The 19,857-nt window shown below is 69.1% G+C and carries 18 protein-coding genes; 2 read left to right on the top strand and 16 right to left on the bottom strand.

The features are described from left to right. Nucleotides 1–35: 35 nt before the first annotated feature. The 4 genes from ITJ57_RS06535 to ITJ57_RS06520 form a co-directional block, all read right to left on the bottom strand. Nucleotides 36–953 (bottom strand): carbohydrate ABC transporter permease, encoded by a 918-nt coding sequence (locus ITJ57_RS06535; RefSeq protein WP_194669352.1) that lies wholly within the window; start codon nt 951–953, stop codon nt 36–38. Then, on the bottom strand, nt 950–1,843 hold the full coding sequence (locus tag ITJ57_RS06530) for a carbohydrate ABC transporter permease (protein WP_370582360.1): 894 nt from the start codon (nt 1,841–1,843) through the stop codon (nt 950–952). Before ITJ57_RS06530 ends, ITJ57_RS06535 begins: the two co-directional genes overlap by 4 nt. Before the next feature lie 56 nt (nt 1,844–1,899). Then, nucleotides 1,900–3,237 (bottom strand): ABC transporter substrate-binding protein, encoded by a 1,338-nt coding sequence (locus ITJ57_RS06525; RefSeq protein WP_194669350.1) that lies wholly within the window; start codon nt 3,235–3,237, stop codon nt 1,900–1,902. 149 nt (nt 3,238–3,386) lie between these two features. Further along, entirely contained in the window at nt 3,387–4,601 is a 1,215-nt protein-coding gene (locus ITJ57_RS06520; protein ID WP_194669349.1) for an NADP-dependent isocitrate dehydrogenase, read from the bottom strand. Nucleotides 4,602–4,887: 286 nt separating this feature from the next. Here ITJ57_RS06520 and ITJ57_RS06515 point away from each other — a divergent pair, with 286 nt between their 5' ends. After that, a complete protein-coding gene (locus tag ITJ57_RS06515; protein WP_194669348.1) occupies nt 4,888–5,340 on the top strand; it encodes a GNAT family N-acetyltransferase in 453 nt (150 codons plus the stop codon). Between the two features lie 3 nt (nt 5,341–5,343). Beyond that, the gene (locus tag ITJ57_RS06510; RefSeq protein WP_370582231.1) at nt 5,344–5,664 is read left to right on the top strand and encodes an MGMT family protein; all 321 of its coding nucleotides are present in this window, start codon (nt 5,344–5,346) and stop codon (nt 5,662–5,664) included. Nucleotides 5,665–5,680: 16 nt separating this feature from the next. Here ITJ57_RS06510 and ITJ57_RS06505 read toward each other — a convergent pair whose 3' ends face one another. The 12 genes from ITJ57_RS06505 to sucC form a co-directional block, all read right to left on the bottom strand. Further along, entirely contained in the window at nt 5,681–7,459 is a 1,779-nt protein-coding gene (locus ITJ57_RS06505; protein WP_194669347.1) for a histidine kinase, read from the bottom strand. Beyond that, nucleotides 7,452–8,129 carry a response regulator transcription factor gene (locus ITJ57_RS06500; RefSeq protein WP_194669346.1) on the bottom strand — a complete coding sequence of 226 codons (678 nt, stop codon included), beginning with the start codon at nt 8,127–8,129 and terminating at the stop codon, nt 7,452–7,454. Before ITJ57_RS06500 ends, ITJ57_RS06505 begins: the two co-directional genes overlap by 8 nt. 93 nt (nt 8,130–8,222) lie before the next feature. Beyond that, complete coding sequence (locus tag ITJ57_RS06495) at nt 8,223–10,043, bottom strand: ABC transporter ATP-binding protein (RefSeq protein ID WP_194669345.1); 1,821 nt, start codon at nt 10,041–10,043, stop codon at nt 8,223–8,225. Then, nucleotides 10,040–11,872 (bottom strand): ABC transporter ATP-binding protein, encoded by a 1,833-nt coding sequence (locus ITJ57_RS06490; RefSeq protein WP_194669344.1) that lies wholly within the window; start codon nt 11,870–11,872, stop codon nt 10,040–10,042. Before ITJ57_RS06490 ends, ITJ57_RS06495 begins: the two co-directional genes overlap by 4 nt. A 153-nt stretch (nt 11,873–12,025) precedes the next feature. Further along, on the bottom strand, nt 12,026–12,154 hold the full coding sequence (locus ITJ57_RS19615) for a hypothetical protein (RefSeq protein ID WP_255515309.1): 129 nt from the start codon (nt 12,152–12,154) through the stop codon (nt 12,026–12,028). A 179-nt stretch (nt 12,155–12,333) separates the two neighbouring features. After that, nucleotides 12,334–12,648, bottom strand: coding sequence for a hypothetical protein (locus tag ITJ57_RS06485; protein ID WP_194669343.1), 315 nt, complete (start codon nt 12,646–12,648; stop codon nt 12,334–12,336). Nucleotides 12,649–12,736: 88 nt separating this feature from the next. Then, entirely contained in the window at nt 12,737–13,948 is a 1,212-nt protein-coding gene (gene ddaH, locus ITJ57_RS19670; protein WP_194669342.1) for a dimethylargininase, read from the bottom strand. A gap of 108 nt (nt 13,949–14,056) precedes the next feature. Beyond that, complete coding sequence (gene purH / locus ITJ57_RS06475; RefSeq protein WP_194669341.1) at nt 14,057–15,661, bottom strand: bifunctional phosphoribosylaminoimidazolecarboxamide formyltransferase/IMP cyclohydrolase; 1,605 nt, start codon at nt 15,659–15,661, stop codon at nt 14,057–14,059. Continuing rightward, the gene (gene purN / locus ITJ57_RS06470) at nt 15,658–16,284 is read right to left on the bottom strand and encodes a phosphoribosylglycinamide formyltransferase (RefSeq protein WP_194669340.1); all 627 of its coding nucleotides are present in this window, start codon (nt 16,282–16,284) and stop codon (nt 15,658–15,660) included. Before purN ends, purH begins: the two co-directional genes overlap by 4 nt. A gap of 9 nt (nt 16,285–16,293) precedes the next feature. After that, nucleotides 16,294–17,571, bottom strand: a complete 1,278-nt coding sequence (locus ITJ57_RS06465) for a DUF6350 family protein (RefSeq protein ID WP_194669339.1) — start codon at nt 17,569–17,571, stop codon at nt 16,294–16,296. Between the two features lie 126 nt (nt 17,572–17,697). Continuing rightward, nucleotides 17,698–18,588: a succinate--CoA ligase subunit alpha gene (gene sucD / locus ITJ57_RS06460; RefSeq protein ID WP_056007994.1), complete on the bottom strand. Its 891-nt coding sequence runs from the start codon at nt 18,586–18,588 to the stop codon at nt 17,698–17,700. A 14-nt stretch (nt 18,589–18,602) separates the two neighbouring features. Continuing rightward, nucleotides 18,603–19,766 carry an ADP-forming succinate--CoA ligase subunit beta gene (sucC, locus tag ITJ57_RS06455; RefSeq protein ID WP_194669338.1) on the bottom strand — a complete coding sequence of 388 codons (1,164 nt, stop codon included), beginning with the start codon at nt 19,764–19,766 and terminating at the stop codon, nt 18,603–18,605. Between the last annotated feature and the right edge of the window lie 91 nt (nt 19,767–19,857).

Here is a 19,857-nt window from a genome sequence, read left to right as displayed (position 1 = left end):
GTTCGAGACGGTGGTACCGGTTCGGACGCCGACGACTACTTCACGGAGCCCTCCGTGAGCCCGCCCCGCCAGAACCGCTGGAGCACGATCATCGCGATCGCGAGCGGGATGATCGACAGCAGTGCACCACCGGTGGTGAGCTCGTAGAACTCCGGGAGGCGGTCGACCTGGCTCCGCCAGTTGTTGAGCCCCAGCGTGATCGGATACAGGGAGCTGTCCGACAGCATCACGAGCGGCAGGAAGTAGTTGTTCCAGATGCCGACCAGTTGGAACAGGAAGACGGTCACGAGCGCCGGTGTCAGGATCTTCAAGCCGACCGTGTGGAAGATGCGCAACTCGCTCGCGCCGTCGATCCGAGCCGCCTCGATGAGCGAGTCGTCGATCGTCGCGTCGGCGTAGATCCGACAGAGGAACAGACCGAACGGCGAGACGAGCGACGGGAGCAGTACCGCCCAGTACGTGTTCGCGAGCCCCAGCTGGCTGAAGAGCAGGAAGAGCGGCAGCGCCGTCGCGGTACCGGGGACGAGCACCCCGCCGAGGATGGTGCCGAACACGAGGTTCCGACCCCGGAACCGGTACTTCGCGAGGGCATAGCCACCGGCTGCTGCGAGGTAGGTCGCGACGAGCGCGCCGACACCCGCGTAGAGCACCGAGTTCCCGAACCACCAAACGAAGATGCCGCCGTCGTAGGTGAGCACCTCATGCAGGTTCGACCAGAGGGAGAACTCCGAACCGAGGAGGAACCCGTTGCTCCCGAAGAGGTCCTCGGTGCTCTTCGTGGCCGCGACGACGACCCAGTACACCGGCACGAGGAAGTACACGGCGACCACGACGAGGACACCCGTCACGATGACGCGCGAGGCCCGGGAGCCGCCTGGGCGTCCGTGCCGGTCGGTCAGCCGCTGCGACCGCTTCGCGGCGGTCGCGGTCGTGATGCTCCTGGTCGCGGTCATGACGCCCTCCTCGAGGTCAGTCGGAGGAAGGCGAACGAGAGCGCGAACGCGACCACGGCGATCAGCACGGCCTGCGCGGCCGCCACGTTGTAGTCGTTGTAGGCGAACGCGGTCGTGTACGCGCTGAGGTTCGGCGTGTACTCGTTGTCGATCGCCGGGGAGACGGTCTGCAGCACCTGCGGCTCGGCGAAGAGCTGCAGTGTCCCGATGATCGAGAACACCGTCGTGAGGATGAGCGCCGGTCGGATGAGCGGCAGCTGGATGCTCATCGCGACACGGAACGGTCCGGCGCCGTCGACCTTCGCCGCTTCGTACACCTCACCGGGGATGGCCTGCAGTTGGGCGACGATGATCATCATGTTGTAGCCGGTGTAGGTCCACGTCACGATGTTGGCGATGGACCAGAGCACGGTGCCGGCGCCGAGGAAGTCGAGTTCGATCCCCATCGCACCGGCGATGTCGATGATCGGGCTGAGTCCTGGGACGTAGAGGAACGACCATAGGATCGTCGCGATCACGCCGGGGATGCCGTAGGGCAGGAAGTACACGGCCCGGAAGAACCCCGGCCACTTCGCGGAGGCGGACTCGAGCAGGAGCGCCAGCAGGGTACACAGGGCGATCATGACCGTCACCTGCACCACACCGAAGAGGAGCATCCGGCCGATCGAGGCGATGAAGTTGCCGTTCTCCAAGGCTTGGACGTAATTGGAGAACCAGGCGAACTCGGTGGTGACCCCCTCCTCACCGAAGACGCCCTTCCGCGAGACTCGGAGGAAGCTGCTGCCGATCGCGACGATGATCGGCAGGATGAAGGTGAGGACGAAGAGCGCCAGGAACGGTCCGAGGAGGACCCACGGGGCCGCGACCGAGGTCCGGCGCCGGCGCTGCACTGCCGGGCGCGTCGGCTCGCCCGCCGCACCACGGTCAGGGCGTTCCGTGACGGCGGTCACGACGCCGCCTCGATGCGAAGCCCTTTGTTGCGGAACGCGGTGATGACGTCGCGCTGCCCCTGGACCACCGCGTCCACGAGGGTGCCGCCCGAGGCCTTGGCCCGGAACCCGTCGGCGAGGATGTTGAAGGTCTGCTGCGTCAGCGGCCACCACTGCCATTCGTTGTTCTGTTCCCTCGCCGCCGGCACGAAGACCTCCTCGTTGTAGTTCTGGCCGCCGAAGAACTCGCTCGGCTGCTGTCGGCCGGCACCGATGTAGGCGTCGTTCGGTGACCAGCCGATGCCGGAGTGCTCGATCATGGCGTCGATGCCGGCTTCGCTTGTCGTCATCCACACGGCGAACTCGAGCGCCTCCCGCGGGTGGGCGCTGTTCGCCAGGACGGCGGCCGTGGACCCACCCTGGAAGGTCGAGCCGTAGCCACCGCTCCCCCACCGTGGCAACGGCGCGACCCGCCACTTGCCCTCGGCCCCGGAGACACCCTGCAGGAGGGCGTCACCCCAGCTGGCGCCGGCGAGCGACGCGATCGAGTCCTTCGCCGCAGCGGCGAACCAGGCCGGTGAGAACTGGCTGTAGGAGGTGGTCATGACGCCCTCGTCGATGGCCCGGTCGAAGAATCGCGCCGTCTCCAGGGTCGCGTCGTCCGTCATGTCGACGATCCATCGGTCGCCGTCGACGCGGAACCAGGACGCGCCGGCCTGGGTCGCCATGGCCGCGAACCACGAGGCGTCGTCGAGGGCGAAGCAGTCCAGGTACATGCCGGCCTCGCGCACCGCCCCCGCCACCTGGAACCAGTCGTCCCAGGTGGTCGGCGGCTTCGCGCCCACCCGGTCGAGCAGGTCCGGGCGGTAGTACAACGCCATGGGACCGGAGTCCTGCGGGATCCCGTAGACCCCGTCGACGTAGGAGACCTGGTTCCAGAGGGTCTCGTTGTACCGCGACGCGACCTCGTCGGCGCCGTAACGCCGGAGGTCGACCAACCCGTTCACGAGGAGGAACTCGGGGAGCGTCCGCATCTCGACCTGCGCCAGGTCCGGACCGCCACCCGCGGCGAGCGCCGAATAGAGCTTCTGATACCCGCCGTCGTTGCCTCCAGGGATCCACACGGCCTCGACCTGAACGTTCGGGTGGTCGGCGTTCCAGACGTCCGCGACCTTCTGGAGGTCCTTCAACCAGGCCCAGTAGGTGAGCGTGATCCGTTCCCCAGCGGCGGCCGGGGCGATCGTCGGACCGGTGTTCGGCGACACCGTCCCCGGGGTGGAACAGCCCGCCAGGAGAGCGGTCGCACCACCCGCTGCAGCCCAGGCGAGCAACTGTCTTCTCGTCATCGGTGACATCGATGGTCCTCACTTCGTCGTCGAGGTGGTCCATCGACGCTAACACGACCGTCAGGACCGGCGTCGAGACCCGAACGACGGACGGGGCCCGGGAGCGTGTGCTCCCGGACCCCGTCCGCGTGGTGCTGGTGTCGGTCAGGCCGACGTCATCAGGCCAGGCGCGCCTTCAGGTTCGCCGAGATCGTCTCGAGGAACTCCTCGGTCGTCTGGTAGGCCTGCTCGGGCCCGACGAGGAGCGCGAGGTCCTTCGTCATGGCGCCGGACTCCACCGTCTTGATGACGACGTCCTCGAGGGTCGCCGAGAACTCGATGAGCTCCTGGTTGTCGTCGAGCACGCCGCGGTGCTGCAGGCCACGGGTCCACGCGAAGATCGACGCGATCGGGTTCGTGGACGTGGGCTTGCCCTGCTGGTGCTGACGGTAGTGACGCGTGACGGTGCCGTGCGCCGCCTCGGCCTCGACGATCTTGCCGTCCGGGGTGGCGAGCACGCTCGTCATGAGGCCGAGCGAACCGAAGCCCTGGGCGACGGTGTCGGACTGGACGTCGCCGTCGTAGTTCTTGCACGCCCAGACGTAGCCGCCCTCCCACTTCATGGCCGAAGCGACCATGTCGTCGATGAGGCGGTGCTCGTAGGTGATGCCCGCAGCTTCGAACTGCTCCTTGAACTCGGCGTCGAAGATCTCCTGGAAGATGTCCTTGAACCGGCCGTCGTAGGCCTTCAGGATCGTGTTCTTCGTCGAGAGGTACACCGGGTAGTTGCGGTTGAGGCCGTAGTTGAGGCTCGCCCGTGCGAAGTCGCGGATGGAGGCGTCGAGGTTGTACTGCACCTGGGCGATGCCGTCGCCCGGCGACTGGAAGACCTCGAACTTCTGCGGCTCCGAGCCGTCGTCGGGCGTGAACTCGACCGTGAGCTTGCCCTCACCCTTGAAGAGGAAGTCGGTCGCACGGTACTGGTCGCCGAACGCGTGACGGCCGATGATGATCGGCTTGTTCCAGCCCGGGACGAGCCGCGGGATGTTCGAGATGATGATCGGCTCGCGGAAGATGACGCCGCCGAGGATGTTGCGGATGGTCCCGTTCGGGCTCCGCCACATCTTCTTCAGGCCGAACTCCTCGACCCGCGCCTCATCAGGCGTGATCGTGGCGCACTTGACGCCGACGCCGTGCTTCTGGATGGCGTGTGCGGCGTCGATCGTGATCTGGTCGTCTGTCTCGTCACGCTTCTCGATGCCGAGGTCGTAGTACTCGAGGTTCACATCGAGGTAGGGGTGGATGAGCGAGTCCTTGATGAACTGCCAGATGATGCGAGTCATCTCATCGCCGTCGAGTTCGACGACGGTGCCTTCGACCTTGATCTTCGACACTGGTTGTCCTTTCTGATGCCGCCCTGAGCCGAGCGGCCTACGGAGGTGCGCACGCGGTGGAGTGCTCCGCATGGCATGGAGGAGACCGCATCCGAAAGGTGGGACGGCACGGCCAGCACCTAGCTTACAAGACGCGCCAGGTCTCTTGACATCGAGACAGTTCCCGATCACGGACCAGTGCGACCCACGCCGTCGACTGGGGATCCGCCGTGGGTGTGCACGCCCGGGCGCGTGTCGACACCCGGGCGGACTATCCGCGGTGGGCCGGACAGGTTAGCCTGAGTGCATGGCTGAGCTGCGTCTGGAAGAACTGTCCGCATCGACGATCGTGGCGGTCAACGCGCTCACCATGAAACCCGGGCAGGAGCAGTTCATCGCCCCGGTGTCCTACGCGGTCGCGGCCGCGGTCGTGAACCCCGCCACTTCGTGGCAGCGCGTCATCCTCGACGTCGACGAGGTCGTCGGCTTCATCTCCGCCAACTTCGACCACGAGTCGACGCAGGAGGAGTTCCGCTCCGCCCTGTGGCGTATCAACGTCGACGCCGACGACCAGGGCCGCGGCGTCGGCCGGTTCGCGGTCGCCTCACTCATCGAGGAGGCCAAGAAGCGCGACTTCGACCACGTGAACGTCATCTACGAGCCCGGCGACCTCGGCCCTGAGGCGTTCTTCCTCCGGGTGGGCTTCTCCCCCGTCGGTGAGACGCAGTACGGCGAGACCATCGGCAGCATCAGCCTCTGACCCGTGAGCGGGCAGCCGGCGATCGACACCGCTGAAGCCTTCGCCGAGGCCGTGTTGGCGGTGGTCGCCGACATCCCGGAGGGGTGTGCCCTCAGCTACGGGCAGGTCGCCGCGATCATCGGATCGAGGTCGGCCCGCGGGGTCGGGCGGGTGATGGCCCAGTACGGGCATGCCGTGCCCTGGTGGCGTGTCGTCCGCTCAGGAGGCCTGCCGCCGACCGGCCACGAGGAACGCGCTCTCGAGCACTACGAGGCCGAGGGCACGCCGATCGTCCGGATGAGTGGTGGGCGGTACCGGCTCGGCCGGGAGGCCCTCCTCCACTGACGCCTGCGGTTCGGGTTCAGACGGGCAGGTCGATCGTGACGACCGTCCCGCCGCCGCGGGGGCTCTCGATCCGCATCGTCCCGCCGACGGCGTCGACCCGGTCCGCGAGGCCGCGCAGTCCGCTCCCGCTCGCCGGGTCGGCACCGCCGACACCGTCGTCCGCCACGACCACCCGCAGCCGGCCGTCCGCGTCGCCGACGACGGTCACCTCGCAGCCTGTGGCCTCCGAGTACTTCGTGACGTTGGCGAGGCACTCCGACACGACGTAGTACACGGTGGACTCGATGAGCTGCGTCGGACGCTCGGCGAGCTCGACGTTCACGCGGGTGACGACGGTGCAACGACGACCGAGTTCGGCGATCGCCGGCCCGAGACCACCATCGGCGAGGAGCGCCGGATGGAGCCCGCGCGCGAGCTCGCGGAGCTCCTTGATCGCGCTCGCGAGCTGCTCGATGGTCGTCTCGAGTCCTTCGGCGAGCGCGAGCTGCCCGTCGGCTCGCGCCGCATCGCTCGCCATCCGGAGCCGGAGGGCGACCGAGAACAGCTGCTGCTGCGAACCGTCGTGCAGGTCGCGCTCGGCACGACGGCGCGCCTCGTCCGCCGCCTGGACGATGCGCAACCGCGAACGGTTCACCTCGCGCAAGGAGTGGCGCAGCTCTCCGGTGAGGCGTTCGTTGTCGATCATGATGCGCAACGACGCCGACACCGAACGCAGCAGCTGCGGGTTGTCGAGGAGCGCGGCATCGTGCTCGATGTACACGAGCGGGGCGTCCGCGTCACCGACGCTCGACATCGCCCGTCCGCGAGCGTCGCGACCCGTCGTCCGCTGCGACCCCGGCCACACGAGACGGGCCGAACGGTCTCCGAGGACGGTCTTCACGGAGCTGTCCCAGCGGTCGTGGCCGGTCTCGCTCAGCCCGCCGGTCTGCACGAGGTCGACGGCCCTGGCGCGGATCGCCCGCATGCGGACGAGCCCGGTCGCATAGGCCGCCGGTACGAGCACCACGGAGAAGGCGTTGAGGTCCTCGACGGCGAGCCTGAGCTCCTGCGGCCACCCGCCCAGGCGGGCGAGGGACCACCCCACGCCGATGACGAGCCACAGGACGAAGGCCACCGGCATGATGAACGCGACCTGCCGCGCCGCCCCGCTGCTGCGCGCCCAACGGAGCAGCACCACGCCGGCGACGACCACGGCGAAGAGCCCCATCACGGCGGCGTGTACCTGGCCGAGCACGGCGGAGAGCTGGCCGTTCGCCAGCACCGCGTAGGAACTGGGCTCGTGCTGTGCGTCGAGCGGGTACCGACGGGTCAGCACCAGGGTCGCGATCGCGTACGTGACGAGGTACACCGACGCCGTGATGACGAGCCGGCGGTCGAAGCCACGTCGGAGGCGCCCCGCGGGGAAGGCCAGCGCCAGCCAGACCAGGGCGACCCCGGGGAGGACGGAGATCGACATGAGGAGCGGCCAGAGCCAGCCCGCCTCGACCCCGTACGCCCACATGTAGGCCGTCTCCGCAACGGTGTACCCGACGATCACCCACCCGGGAACCGGGGTCGGAGCCAGCCACCAGATCAGGCCGGCAGCGGTCAGCGCCGCGAGGTGACCGACGAGCCAGGGCAGCCCGTTGCCGTCCGCGATGCCCGGCTGGACCACGCCGAACACCACCGAGCAGACGCAGAGCAGCGCCGCCGCGACCAGGATGACGAGGCGCAGTGGCCACGGCAGCCGGCCGCGGCCGACGGGTGCCGGGATCGGGAGCGAGGTCGCCCGTCCGCGTGGGCGACCGTCAGCCATCCGTGTGTTCCAGCCAGCGCACGACCGCGAGCACGCGGCGGTGGTCCGCCGGCGAGTCCTCGAGTCCGAGCTTGGCCAGAATGCGGCTGATATGCGCCTCGACGGTCTTCAGGCTGACGACGAGCGCCTTCGCGATACCGGAGTTCGACCGACCCTCGGCCATGAGGGTGAGGACCTCCCGTTCACGCTCGGTGAGGTGGTCGAGCCCGTCGGAACGGGTCCGTTCGGCGACGAGGAGGGAGACGACCTCCGGATCGACGACCGACTCTCCGGCCGCGACCCGTTCCACGGCGTCGACGAGGGTCCCCGAGTCGGCGACGCGGTCCTTGAGGAGGTAGCCGGTGCCGCCGCCCGAGCCGAGCGCACGGACCGCGTAGGAGGGGACGGCGTAGGTGCTGAGGAGCAGCACCCCGGCACGGAACCCCGTGGCGCGGAGTTGTTCGAGGGCAACGATCCCCTCGTCGGTGTGGGTGGGCGGCATGCGGATGTCGAGGACGACGGCGTCGAGCTGCAGCCCGTCGTCGATGCGGTCGACCAGCTCGACCGCGGAACCGAAGGACCCCACGACGTCGTGACCGCCGGCCCGCAGGATCTGGACGACGCCCTCGCGGAGCAGCACGGCGTCGTCGGCGACGGCGACGCGCAGCGAACGCGGTTCCTCACTGGTCATCCGCTCATTGTGGCAGGTCGAGCGGTCGAGGTGTAGTGCCCGGCGTCCGTCCGTCACCGGGAGGACACCGGGCACCACACCCCCGCGCAACCGTCAGCCGAGCGAGGAACGCCAGGCCGCGTGCATCGCGGCGAAGCGGCCGGTCCCGCCGATGAGGTCGGCCGGCGCACCGTCCTCGACGATCCGCCCATACTCCATCACGAGCACCCGGTCGGCGATCGCGACGGTCGAGAGGCGGTGAGCGATGATGATCGCCGTCCGGTCGGCGAGCAGCGTCTGCAGCGCCTCCTGCACGAGTCGCTCGCTCGGGATGTCGAGCGACGCCGTCGCCTCGTCGAGGATGAGCACGGCCGGATCCGCGAGGAACGCCCGCGCGAAGGACAACAGCTGCCGCTGCCCGGCCGACACGCGTCCGCCACGCTTGTTCACGTCGGTGTCGTAGCCGTCGGGCAGCGCCTCGATGAAGGTGTCGGCGCCGACGGCCCTGGCCGCTGCCCGGATCTCCTCGAAGCTCGCGTCGGGCTTGCCGAGGGCGATGTTCTCCGCCACGGAGCCGGAGAACAGGTACGCCTCCTGCGTGACCATGACGATGGCGCGGCGGAGGTCCTTCGGATGCAGCTCGCGCAGGTCCACGCCGTCGAGGCGGACGGAGCCCTCGGACGGGTCGTAGAACCGGCTCACCAGTTTCGCGAGCGTCGACTTGCCGGCACCCGTGGTCCCGACGAGGGCGATGGTCTGCCCGGCCGGGATCTCGAGGTCGAAGCTCGGCAGGATGACGCGGTCCGACGCGTACGCGAACGTCACGTCGTCGAAGGTGATCCGCCCCTTCGAGGTCCAGAGGTCGACGGGCGCGACCGGGTCGGGCACGCTCGGACGTTCCTCGAGGACGCCGGAGATCTTCTCGAGCGCCGCCGCGGCCGACTGGTAGGAGTTGTAGAACATCGCCATCTCCTCCATCGGGTCGAAGAACCGACGGGTGTACAGCAGCGCCGCGAGCAGGGCTCCGATCGCCAGCTGGCCGTCGGCGACGCGGAACCCACCCACGAGCAGGACGACCGCGACGGAGAGGTTTCCGATGAACACCAGTCCGGGGTCGAACACCCCGAACAGTTGGATGACCCGGGCGTTGACCGTGCGGTAGTGCTCCACGGTCGCGCCGAAGGTCTGCTCGTTGCGCCGTTCCTTGCGGAACGCCTTCACGGCACGGATGCCCGTCATCGCCTCCACGAAGAAGACGATGAGCTTCGCGGACGCCACCCGCGACTCACGGAACAGCTTCTGCGATCGGATCTGGAACCAGCGGGTGAGCACCGTCAGCGGGATGAGCGCGCCGAGGAGCACCAGTCCGCTGACCCAGTCGACGAGCACGAGTGCCACGGCCGTGAAGCCCATGTAGAGCACGCCGGACACCAGCTGGTTGATACCCGAGTCGAGGAGCTCACGGATGGAGTCGAGGTCGCTCGTCTGCCGCGAGATGATTCGCCCGGAGGTGTAGTTCTCGTGGAAGTCGAGACTCAACCGCTGCGTCTGCAGGAACACCCGTTTGCGGAGGTCGATGAGGATCGTCTGACTGATCCGCGCCGCGAGCACGGTGTACCAGGAGATGAGCGTCGCGCCGACGGCCCCCGTGAGCAGGTACGCGCCGACGACGAGGAAGGCCGGCATCCAGTCGGCGCGCTCGAGGATCGCGGGGAGCGCCCGGTCGATGCCGAGCGCGATCAACGCCGGGCCGGCCACCTGCGCGGCCGTCGAGACGATGACGATCGTCATAGCCGCGACCACGCGCCACCGCAGCGGTGCCAGCAGGGAGCCGAGCAGGCGCAGCGAGCGGCGTCTGATCTGTGCGGACTCGGCACGGGTCAGGTCGTCGCGTTCCTCGCCCCGCACCCCGTGCACCGTCTGTTCCTGGCTCACAGGTTCACCTCCTGTCGGATCGTCTCGCGTTCGTCTGCTTCGAGACTCGAGATCACATAGCGGTAATGGTCGTTCTCCCGGAGGAGGTCGCTGTGGCGGCCGACGGCGGTGATGCGGCCGTCCTGGAGGAGGGCGACGCGGTCGGCGAGCATGACGGTGCTCGGACGGTGAGCGACGATGAGCGCCGTCGTCGACGCGAGGACCCGCCGCAGGGCGGCCTCCACGAGCGCCTCGGTGTCGACGTCGAGCGCCGACAGCGGGTCGTCGAGCACGAGGACGGCCGGGCGGGCCGCGACCGCGCGCGCCAGCGCCAGCCGCTGACGCTGGCCGCCCGAGAGGCTGAGCCCCTCCTCCCCCACAGTCGTCTCGACGCCGTCCGGCAGCTCGTCGACGAAGCCCGCCTGCGCGATGTCGAGTGCCTCACGGAGCACCCGCTCGGCTTCGGGCGAATCGAGGTCCAGGTCGTCACGCCCGAGCAGCACGTTCTCCTTGACGCTCGCCGAGAAGAGTGTCGCGTCCTCGAACGCCATCGCGATGTGGCGACGCAGTTCCTCACGGGTGAGCGCACGAATGTCGATGCCGTCGAGCAGGATGCGACCACCGGTCACGTCGTACAGCCGCGTGGTCAGGGCGGTGATGGTCGACTTGCCCGAGCCGGTCAGCCCGACGAGGGCCATGGTCTCCCCCGGTTCCAGGCGCAACCGGACACCGTCGACGACGTCACGCTCACGCGCTGGTGCGTCCTCGTACCGGAAGTGCACGTCCTCGAACACGAGCTCGCCCACGGGGTCGGCGAGGTGCTCGGGATGCTCCGGGTCGGTGATCGTGTTGACCGAGTCCAGCACGTCGAAGTACCGGTCCGTCGCCGACCGCGTGTCGAAGGTCATGGCCAGCAGGAAGCCGACCGACTCGATCGGGAACCGCAGGATCGTCGCCGTCGCGAAGAAGGCGAACAGCTGACCGACGGTCAGTTCGCCGATGGACGCCAGCCAGACCCCCGCCAACAGGCAGAGCGCGAACGCGATGTCCGGCAGCAGTACGAGCCAGAACCAGATGCCGGCGATCGCCTTCGCCTTCTCGATCTCCGTCCCACGCAGGTCCTCCGCACGAGAGGTGAACCGCTGCAACGCGTGCTTCCCTCGCCCGAACGCCTTGAGCACGCGGATCCCGTGCACGGACTCCTCGACCGCGGTCGCGAGGTCGCCCGCCTGGTCCTGGCTGCGCCTCGCGATCACCGAGTAGCGCCCTTCGAAGGTGAACCCGAAGATCCACACTGGGATCGCCAGGGCGATGAAGATGAGGCCGAGGAGCCAATTCCAGGTGAACAGGATGACCGCTCCGACGATGATGGTCACGCCGTTCACGATGAGCAGCACGAAGCCGAACGAGATCCAACGACGGATGAGCCCGAGGTCGCTGACCGCACGCGAGAGCAGCTGCCCGCTCTGCCAGCGGTCGTGGAAGGTGACCGGCAGGTCCTGCAGCTTCGCGAAGAGTGCGTTCCGCATGCGGGCCTCGACGTGCGTGCCGGGGGTCAGGACGAACCAGCGGCGGAGGGCGATCATGACCGCCTCGAGGACACCGAGCGCGAGGACCACGATGACCGCCGGCCAGATCTGCGACGAGTCACCGCTCGAGAGCGGACCGTCGACGAGTGCCTGCAGCACGAGCGGGATGGCGAGCGCGACGAGGCCTGCCACGAGCGCGGCGACCATGCCGAGCACGATCCGCGGCATGGCGGTCTTCGCATAGGGGTAGATGCGCATGAGGGCACGGAAGGTGCTCTGACGCGGTTGGACGGGACGGCGGTCGTCGCCGGGCGGAGTCATTGCGGGAAGTCCTTGCGAGAGAGTCGGCGACGTCGGTCACCGACGGAACAGTGGTGGTGGAGCTGCCGGACGGCGAGGTCGCTCTGCGGGATCGCAGCATCCGGTGACGGGTCCGAGCGGAATCGGACGGATGGGGTGGCGGAATGCCTGGTGCTAGTGCGGTGCGACGGCGTCCGTCACGGCTGGCCCGGAGGCTGCCCGGGCGACGGCGGCTCGGCGGCTCGAGGCGGAACGGGCACGGTCGACCGTCAGCGCTGCAGCGTCCTGGTTCGAGAGCGTCATGGCATCCTCCTCATCCTGTGGGGCGAGAGCCGCGGGCCGGGTGCACAGGTCGCACTCGAACGCGGGCGGCACCGATCACGAGGAACGAAGGTCGGCGCAGCAGACCAGACTATGGGAGGACGAAGCCGGACTGCAAGGGATCCATGCGGTTGCACGCATGGGGTCGGTCGATACCGCCGTCAGGACGCCGGCTCGTCGACGATGCCGACGAAGGCCCCGATGCCGTCGATCTCGCGACGACGCGATCCCTCGGGGACCGGCGGCAGTTCGTCGGCCCCGTGCCAGGAACAGGTCACCATCGAGAACTCCGGCCACCACTTCTTCGGGCGGAGCGTTTCGCTCGTGCCGCAGATCGTGCACCGCAGCTCGACCCAGACCGGCCGCTTGCCCGTCCGGTTGGCACGGGACTGCACGTACCACGCGGGGGGATCGGCTTCGAATGCGGCGAGCTGCTCCGCAGACCAGAACGGCGGGATCCCGTGGTGCCTGGCCATCTCCAGCGGGATGTCCAGACGCTGCGCGACGGCCCTCCGACTCAGATCCCGTCCACCGCGCGCTCCAGCCTCCTGTTCCACGATCGGCTCAGCTGACCCGCACTGACAGGCAGGTGACGCAGCCCTCGAGCTTCTCGAACTCGCTGATGTCGACCTGCACCACGGTGTAGCCGCGGTCCTCGAGCAACGCGGCCGTCTTCGGCGCGGCTGCCGAGATCAGCACCGTGTCGTCGGCGAGCTCGACGACCGCGACGCCCTCGCGCTCGGGGACGACCAGGTGTCGGCCGAAGAAGGACGGGTCGTCGACGAGGTCGGGGTGGACGAGGACGGTGCCGTCTGGCAGCGCGGTGACCGTCGACTTCAGGTGCAGTGCCTTCGTGACGGGGACGGCGACGACGTCGAATCCACGCGGAGCGAGGATGTTCCGCAGCTGGCGCACACCCTCGGCGTTCGTGCGGCCGCTGCGGCCGACGTACACGGTGGTGCCCACCTGGAGGACGTCGCCGCCCTCGAGGGTGCCGTCGCCCTCGATGCGGTGGATGCGGAGACCGAGTTCACGCGCGGTGGTTTCGGCGGCGACGATCTCCGGACGACGGCTCTCGGCGCCGGGACGGGTCACGACGGCGATGTCGTCGACGACGACGACGGTGTCCTCGATGAAGACGGAATCGGCGAGCTGGTCTGCCCAGGACACCTCGGTGGTGTCCCAACCCGCGGCGTCGAGCGCGGCGACGTAGGCGTCCCACTGCTGGTCGGCGAGCTCGGTGTCGATCGCGGCGCGTTCCTGGTGCGTGACGAGCCCCTCGGCGAGGTTGGAGGCGGGCATGCGGACGAGCGCGATGCGTCGGCCTTCGTCGAGCACGGCGTCCTGCGTGCGGATGACCGTCCGGTAGACCGGGTATCCGATGAACGCCGCGGACAGGGCGATGACGACGACGAAGACGAGGTTGAGGCTGATCAGCGTGGCGACGATACTGCCGAGCACGGTGCTGTTGACCGGCTGGCCCGTCGTCGCGACCTGCACGATGAGACCGAGGAGCGCGCCGATGACGGCGAGCGCCGCACCTCCGAGGAGGGCCAGGAGCCGGAACCGGTACAGGCCGACGACGCCGACGATGAGGAGCAGCACGAAGGTGATGATCGTGCTCTCGAAGAAGTACGGACTCGCCTGGGCGAAGATCGTCCCGGCGAACTGGTAGCCGACGAAGGTGACGAACATGACCCCCAGGAAGCCGACGACGATGGTCGCGACGGCGGCGGCAGCGGATGCGATGAGTTTGCGGCTCCAGGTGGCAGTCATCCGACAACCGTAGCGGAACGACGCAGCGGCGCCTGGCCACGAGGGCCCGACGCCGCTGGGAGATCACCAGGAGCTCGCTCGGATTCCGCCGAGGAGCAGCCGCTGGACCTAGTGGAAGAAGTGCCGCTCCCCCGTGAAGTACATGGTCACACCGGCGGCCTGCGCCGCGGCGATGACCTCCTCGTCACGGACGGAACCGCCGGGCTGGACGACCGCACGCACGCCGGCGTCGAGCAGGACCTGCAGACCGTCGGCGAAGGGGAAGAAGGCGTCCGACGCGGCGACGGAACCGACTGCGCGGTCGCCCGCCCGGCTCACGGCGAGGTGGCAGGAGTCGACACGGTTGACCTGACCCATGCCGACGCCGACGCTCGCGCTGCCCTTGGCGAGCAGGATGCCGTTCGACTTCACCGAGCGACACGCCTTCCAGGCGAAGATGAGGTCGAGCAGGGTGTCGTCGTCCGCGGGTTCACCCGTGACGAGCGTCCAGCCCTTGGCGGTGTCCTGGGGGTCGTCGGCGAAGCGGTCGGCGTCCTGGTACAGCAGGCCGCCGGAGATCTGGCGGACCTCGCGCGCTTCACGCACGAACCCCTCGGGCAGCTGGAGCAGACGCAGGTTCTTCTTCGTCTTCAACACTTCGAGTGCGGCGTCCTCGAACCCGGGGGCGACGAGCACCTCGGTGAAGATCTCCTTCACCGTCTCGGCCATGCCGAGGGTGACCACGCGGTTGGCCGCGATGACCCCGCCGAATGCGGACACCGGGTCGCACTCGTGCGCGCGACGGTGCGCGGATGCGATCGGGTCGGGCGCCTTCGGGTTCGCGAAGGCGATCCCGCACGGGTTCGCGTGCTTGATGATGGCGACGGCCGGATTGGCGAAGTCGTACGCGGCACGGACCGCAGCGTCGGCGTCGACGTAGTTGTTGTACGACATCTCCTTGCCGTGCAGCTGTGTGGCCTGGGCGATGCCTGCTCCGCCGGGACGGACGTAGAGCGCCGCGGCCTGGTGCGAGTTCTCGCCGTAGCGGAGCACCGCCTCGCGACGACCGGTGACGGCCAGGGTGGCGGGGAACGCATCGCCCTCGGCCGCGGTGCTCGCGAACCAGGCGGAGACGGCAGCGTCGTAGGAGGCGGTGTGCTCGAAGGCTTCAGCGGCGAGGGAGCGTCGCTGCGCCAGCGTCGTCCCGCCGGCGCCGACCGCGTCGACGATCTGTCCGTACCGTTCGGGCGAGACCACGATGGCGACGTTGGCGTGGTTCTTCGCGGACGCGCGCACCATCGCCGGTCCGCCGATGTCGATCTGCTCGACGACGTCGTCGCCGACCGCGCCGCTCGCGACGGTCTCGACGAAGGGGTACAGATTCACGACGACGAGCTGGAACGCCTCGATACCGAGTTCGGCCAGCTGGGCCTCGTGGGATTCGAGTCGCAGGTCGGCGAGCAGGCCGGCGTGCACGGAGGGGTGAAGGGTCTTGACCCGACCGTCGAGCGACTCCGGGAACCCGGTCACCTCCGAGACGTCGGTCACCTCGTGACCCGCACCCCGGATGGTGGCGGCCGTCGACCCGGTCGAGACGATCTCGACCCCGGCGGCGGCGAGCGCACCCGCGAGCTCGAGGAGACCGGTCTTGTCGCTCACGGAGACGAGCGCACGACGCACGGGGACGACGTCGCGTTCTCGGTAGAGGCTGTGGTCGTGACTGGGACCGCTCATGACTGGGGTGCTCCTTCTGCTGGCGGGCGGGACGCCGTGGAGAGCGCCTCGAGGTCGATGGTTCCGGTGGCGAGGTCGCGGACGGCCTGGACGAGCAGTCGCCGCTCGACGGGCTTGATGCGCTCGTGCAGGCGGTGCTCGGTGTCGTCCGACAGGATCGGCACGCGCTCCTGGGAGATGATAGGCCCCGCGTCGACACCGTTGTCGACGACGATGATCGACGCACCCGTCTCCGTGGCACCGGCGGCGAGCGCGTCGCGGACGCCGTGGGCGCCGGGGAACTCCGGCAGGTACGCGGGGTGGGTGTTGATGATGCGTGGCGAGAGGGCGTCGACGACGACCGGCGGGAGCAGGCGCATGAGCCCGCTGAGCACGAGGACGTCGGGACTCCAGACGCGGATCTGCTCGAGGAGCGCTGCTCCCCACTCCGCCCGGGTGTCGAACGACGAGTACGGGACGGTGAACGAGGGGATGCCGAACTCCTCGGCGTGGGCCAGGCCGTCCGCCTCGCGATCGGCACCGACGGCGACGACCCTGGCGGGGAAGTCCGCGTCGCGTGAAGCTTCGAGGAGGGCGCGGAGATTGGATCCGCCACCGGAGATCAGCACGACGAGTGACAGCACCAGAGCATCCTATCGGTCGCGGGCGTTCCGGACGCTCGGGCGGACCTGCAGCTCCGGGAGGTGATCCTCCTCGGCCAGATGCGTCGGACCGGCGGCCATGCCGATCACCGCAGCGATCCCGACGGTCAGCGTAGTCCACAGGCCGGTGGCCCACCCGTTCGGGCCGACCTCCACGAGGCGCCCCGGGCCTGCGGCGCCCGCCGAGATCGCGGCGAGGACGCCGACGACGACCCCCGCCGTGACGCCGATGCCGAGGCCGACGACGGCCAGTCGTGCGAGACCGTCCCGCCCGTCGAGGTCGACGAGCAACCGGCGACGCAGGACGACCGCCGCCGCGAACCCGATGACGACCGGGATGACGAGCACCGCGAAGCCGAACGGGCTCTCCCCCGTCGGGATGGCGCCGAGCACCGGGACGGCCGGCATGCTGCCCACGAGCGTGCCGATCGGGGACACGGCCGTCCCGCTGCCGATGGCGAACCCGCCGCCGGTGATCCAGCTCATCGCCCAGATGACGAGGTTCGGAAGGTACAGCAGCTCGGCACCGGTCACGATCGCCCCGCCCAGGACGCCGTACTGCGCGCTCTCGTGCAGGGAGATGATGGCGCCGTAGCCTGCGGCGATGAGAACGGCCGTCAGGACGGCTGCCACCGCGAGGAGCCCGGTCGCGGCGAGCGCCCCGCCGCGGAGCGAGGTGACGATCATCGGCCACGCGCCGGCTGGCAGTCGATCACGGGTGGCGCGGAGGCCGTCGAGGATCGGATCGGCCGCGTCCTGCTCGCGGAACCGGACCCACAGGGCAGCGACGACGACGCCGAGCGCGAACCGGGAGGTCGGGGCGAGCGTGCCCTGGACGATCGACGGTCGGACAGCCGGGTGCAGGGCGGAGATGGTCACGAGGCACGCGAGCATGGCGAACACGAGCACGGACACGACGACCGCGCCCTGCCACCAGGTGCTGCGGGCGGCGCGCGTCCCCGTGCGCACCCCGAACAGGACCGTGCCGACCGTGAAGGCGAGCGGTGCGAGCGAGACGAGGAAGGGCTCCATCCCGAGTGGCAGGCCGAGCTGCGTGACGAGCTCCGTGTCGAGGGTGATGCGCATGCTCGACCCGTTGCCGAGCGTCCAGATGTCGACCGCCCCTCGCCACAGCGCGGCCGGATCGACCTCGAGCTGGAAGTACAGCGCCCACAGGGCGAGCAGGGGGACGAGTGCGACACCGATGCCGATGGCCACGGCGAGCGTGGCATCGAGGGCGGCGAGGAGGGCGACGGTCAGACGTTTCATGCGCCTCCGACCCTACCCGGCGCGGTGCACCCCGAACGTCAGGCACACGGTGGGCGACCCCCGGAACGCCACGACGCGACGCCCGGATCGGGCGCCGCGTCGTGGGTGCTGGTGGTGTGTGCGTCGCTACAGCGAGGCGATGATCTCGCGCATGAGGTCGGCGGTCTCGCTCGGCGTCTTGCCGACCTTGACCCCGGCGGCCTCGAGGGCCTCCTTCTTCGCCTGCGCGGTGCCTGCGGAGCCCGAGACGATGGCACCGGCGTGGCCCATGGTCTTGCCCTCGGGGGCGGTGAAGCCCGCGACGTAGCCGACGACCGGCTTGGTGACGTTCGCCTTGATGAAGTCGGCCGCGCGCTCCTCGGCGTCGCCGCCGATCTCACCGATCATGACGATCGCCTTGGTCTCGGGGTCGGCCTCGAACGCGGCGAGCGCGTCGATGTGCGTCGTCCCGATGATCGGGTCGCCGCCGATGCCGATCGCGGTCGAGAAGCCGATCTCGCGCAGCTCGTACATCATCTGGTAGGTCAGGGTGCCCGACTTCGACACGAGGCCGATGGGTCCCTTGCCCGCGATGTTCGCCGGCGTGATGCCGACGAGCGACTCGCCCGGCGTGATGATGCCGGGGCAGTTCGGGCCGATGATGCGGGTCTTCGAGCCCTTGGACTGGGCGTAGGCCCAGAACTCGGCGGAGTCGCCGACCGGGACGCCCTCGGTGATGATGACGAGCAGCGGGATCTCGGCGTCGATGGCCTCGATGACCGCGTCCTTGGTGAACGCCGGCGGCACGAAGGCGATCGACACGTCGGCACCGGTCTCGGCGATGGCCTCGGCCACCGTGCCGAACACGGGCAGCTCGACGCCGCCGTCGTGGGTGACGGTCGTGCCGGCCTTGCGGGCGTTGACGCCACCGACGACCTGGGTGCCGGCCTTCAGCATGAGCGCTGTGTGCTTGGTGCCCTCACCGCCGGTGATGCCCTGGACGATGACCTTGGAGTCCTTGTTGAGGAAGATTGACATGCGTGTGCGATCCCTTACTTCGAAGCCAGCTCGGCGGCCTTGTCGGCGCCTTCGTCCATGGTTGCGGCGAGCGTGATGAGCGGGTGGGCGGCTGCGCGGAGGATCTCGCGGCCTTCCTCGACCTTGTTGCCGTCGAGGCGCACCACGAGCGGCTTGGTCGCGGTGTCGCCGAGGATCTCGAGCGCCTTCACGATGCCGTTCGCGACCGCGTCGCACGCGGTGATGCCACCGAACACGTTCACGAACACGCTCTTGACTTGCGCGTCACCCAGGATGACGTCGAGGCCGGCGGCCATGACCTCGGCCGATGCTCCACCGCCGATGTCGAGGAAGTTGGCCGGCTTGACGCCGCCGTGCTGCTCGCCCGCGTACGCGACGACGTCGAGCGTGGACATCACGAGGCCTGCGCCGTTACCGATGATGCCGACCTCACCGTCGAGCTTGACGTAGTTGAGGTCGTTCTCCTTCGCCTTGAGCTCCAGGGGGTCCTCGGCGGCCGTGTCCTCGAGGGCGGCGTGGTTCGGGTGACGGAACGCGGCGTTCTCGTCGAGCGACACCTTGCCGTCGAGGGCGACGATGCGGCCCTCCTCCGTGAGGACGAGCGGGTTGACCTCGACGAGCGTCGCGTCCTCACCCTTGTAGACGTCGTACAGCTTCACGAACACGTCGGAGACCTGGTCGACGAGCTCCTCGGGGAAGTTCGCGGCCTGCGCGATCGCGACCGCGGCCGCCTTGTCGACGCCCGTCAGCGGGTCGACCTCGATGCGCGCGAGCGCCTCGGGCTTCTCGACTGCGAGCTGCTCGATCTCCATGCCGCCTTCGACGCTCGTGAGCGACAGGTAGGAGCGGTTGGCGCGGTCCAGCAGCACGGAGAAGTAGAACTCCTGCGCGATCCGCGCACCTGCTGCGACCATGACGCGCTTGACGACGTGGCCCTTGATGTCGAGACCGAGGATGGCCTTGGCCGCCTCGTACGCCTCGTCGGGGGTCTTCGCGACCTTGACGCCGCCGGCCTTGCCGCGGCCTCCGACCTTCACCTGCGCCTTGACGACGACGACGCCGCCGAGACGCTCGGCAGCCGCCCGCACCTCGTCCGGGGTGTCGGCGATGATGCCGGCGAGGACCGGAACCTCGTACTGCTCGAACAGGTCTCGTGCCTGATACTCGTAAAGATCCACGTGTCATTCCCATCCGCGCTTCGCGCGTTCTGCTGTGATTGTCGTGGCGATTTTCGGCCGCGCGTTATCTCGGCGGCGAGAGAAAAAGGGC

The organism is Plantibacter sp. VKM Ac-2880, from assembly GCF_015351235.1.
Classification (GTDB): domain Bacteria; phylum Actinomycetota; class Actinomycetes; order Actinomycetales; family Microbacteriaceae; genus Plantibacter.
This window is presented reverse-complemented; position numbering and strand designations above follow the sequence as displayed.

Excerpts from the sequence above, each read along its gene's own strand:
- ITJ57_RS06535 (WP_194669352.1), bottom strand. The coding sequence starts at position 953 with ATGACCGCGACCAGGAGCATCACGACCGCGACCGCCGCGAAGCGGTCG.
- ITJ57_RS06525 (WP_194669350.1), bottom strand. The coding sequence starts at position 3,237 with ATGTCACCGATGACGAGAAGACAGTTGCTCGCCTGGGCTGCAGCGGGT.
- ITJ57_RS06515 (WP_194669348.1), top strand. The coding sequence starts at position 4,888 with ATGGCTGAGCTGCGTCTGGAAGAACTGTCCGCATCGACGATCGTGGCG.
- ITJ57_RS06505 (WP_194669347.1), bottom strand. The coding sequence starts at position 7,459 with ATGGCTGACGGTCGCCCACGCGGACGGGCGACCTCGCTCCCGATCCCG.
- ITJ57_RS06500 (WP_194669346.1), bottom strand. The coding sequence starts at position 8,129 with ATGACCAGTGAGGAACCGCGTTCGCTGCGCGTCGCCGTCGCCGACGAC.
- ITJ57_RS06490 (WP_194669344.1), bottom strand. The coding sequence starts at position 11,872 with ATGACTCCGCCCGGCGACGACCGCCGTCCCGTCCAACCGCGTCAGAGC.
- ITJ57_RS19615 (WP_255515309.1), bottom strand. The coding sequence starts at position 12,154 with ATGACGCTCTCGAACCAGGACGCTGCAGCGCTGACGGTCGACCGTGCC.
- ITJ57_RS06485 (WP_194669343.1), bottom strand. The coding sequence starts at position 12,648 with ATGGCCAGGCACCACGGGATCCCGCCGTTCTGGTCTGCGGAGCAGCTC.
- ddaH (WP_194669342.1), bottom strand. The coding sequence starts at position 13,948 with ATGACTGCCACCTGGAGCCGCAAACTCATCGCATCCGCTGCCGCCGCC.
- purH (WP_194669341.1), bottom strand. The coding sequence starts at position 15,661 with ATGAGCGGTCCCAGTCACGACCACAGCCTCTACCGAGAACGCGACGTC.
- ITJ57_RS06465 (WP_194669339.1), bottom strand. The coding sequence starts at position 17,571 with ATGAAACGTCTGACCGTCGCCCTCCTCGCCGCCCTCGATGCCACGCTC.
- sucD (WP_056007994.1), bottom strand. The coding sequence starts at position 18,588 with ATGTCAATCTTCCTCAACAAGGACTCCAAGGTCATCGTCCAGGGCATC.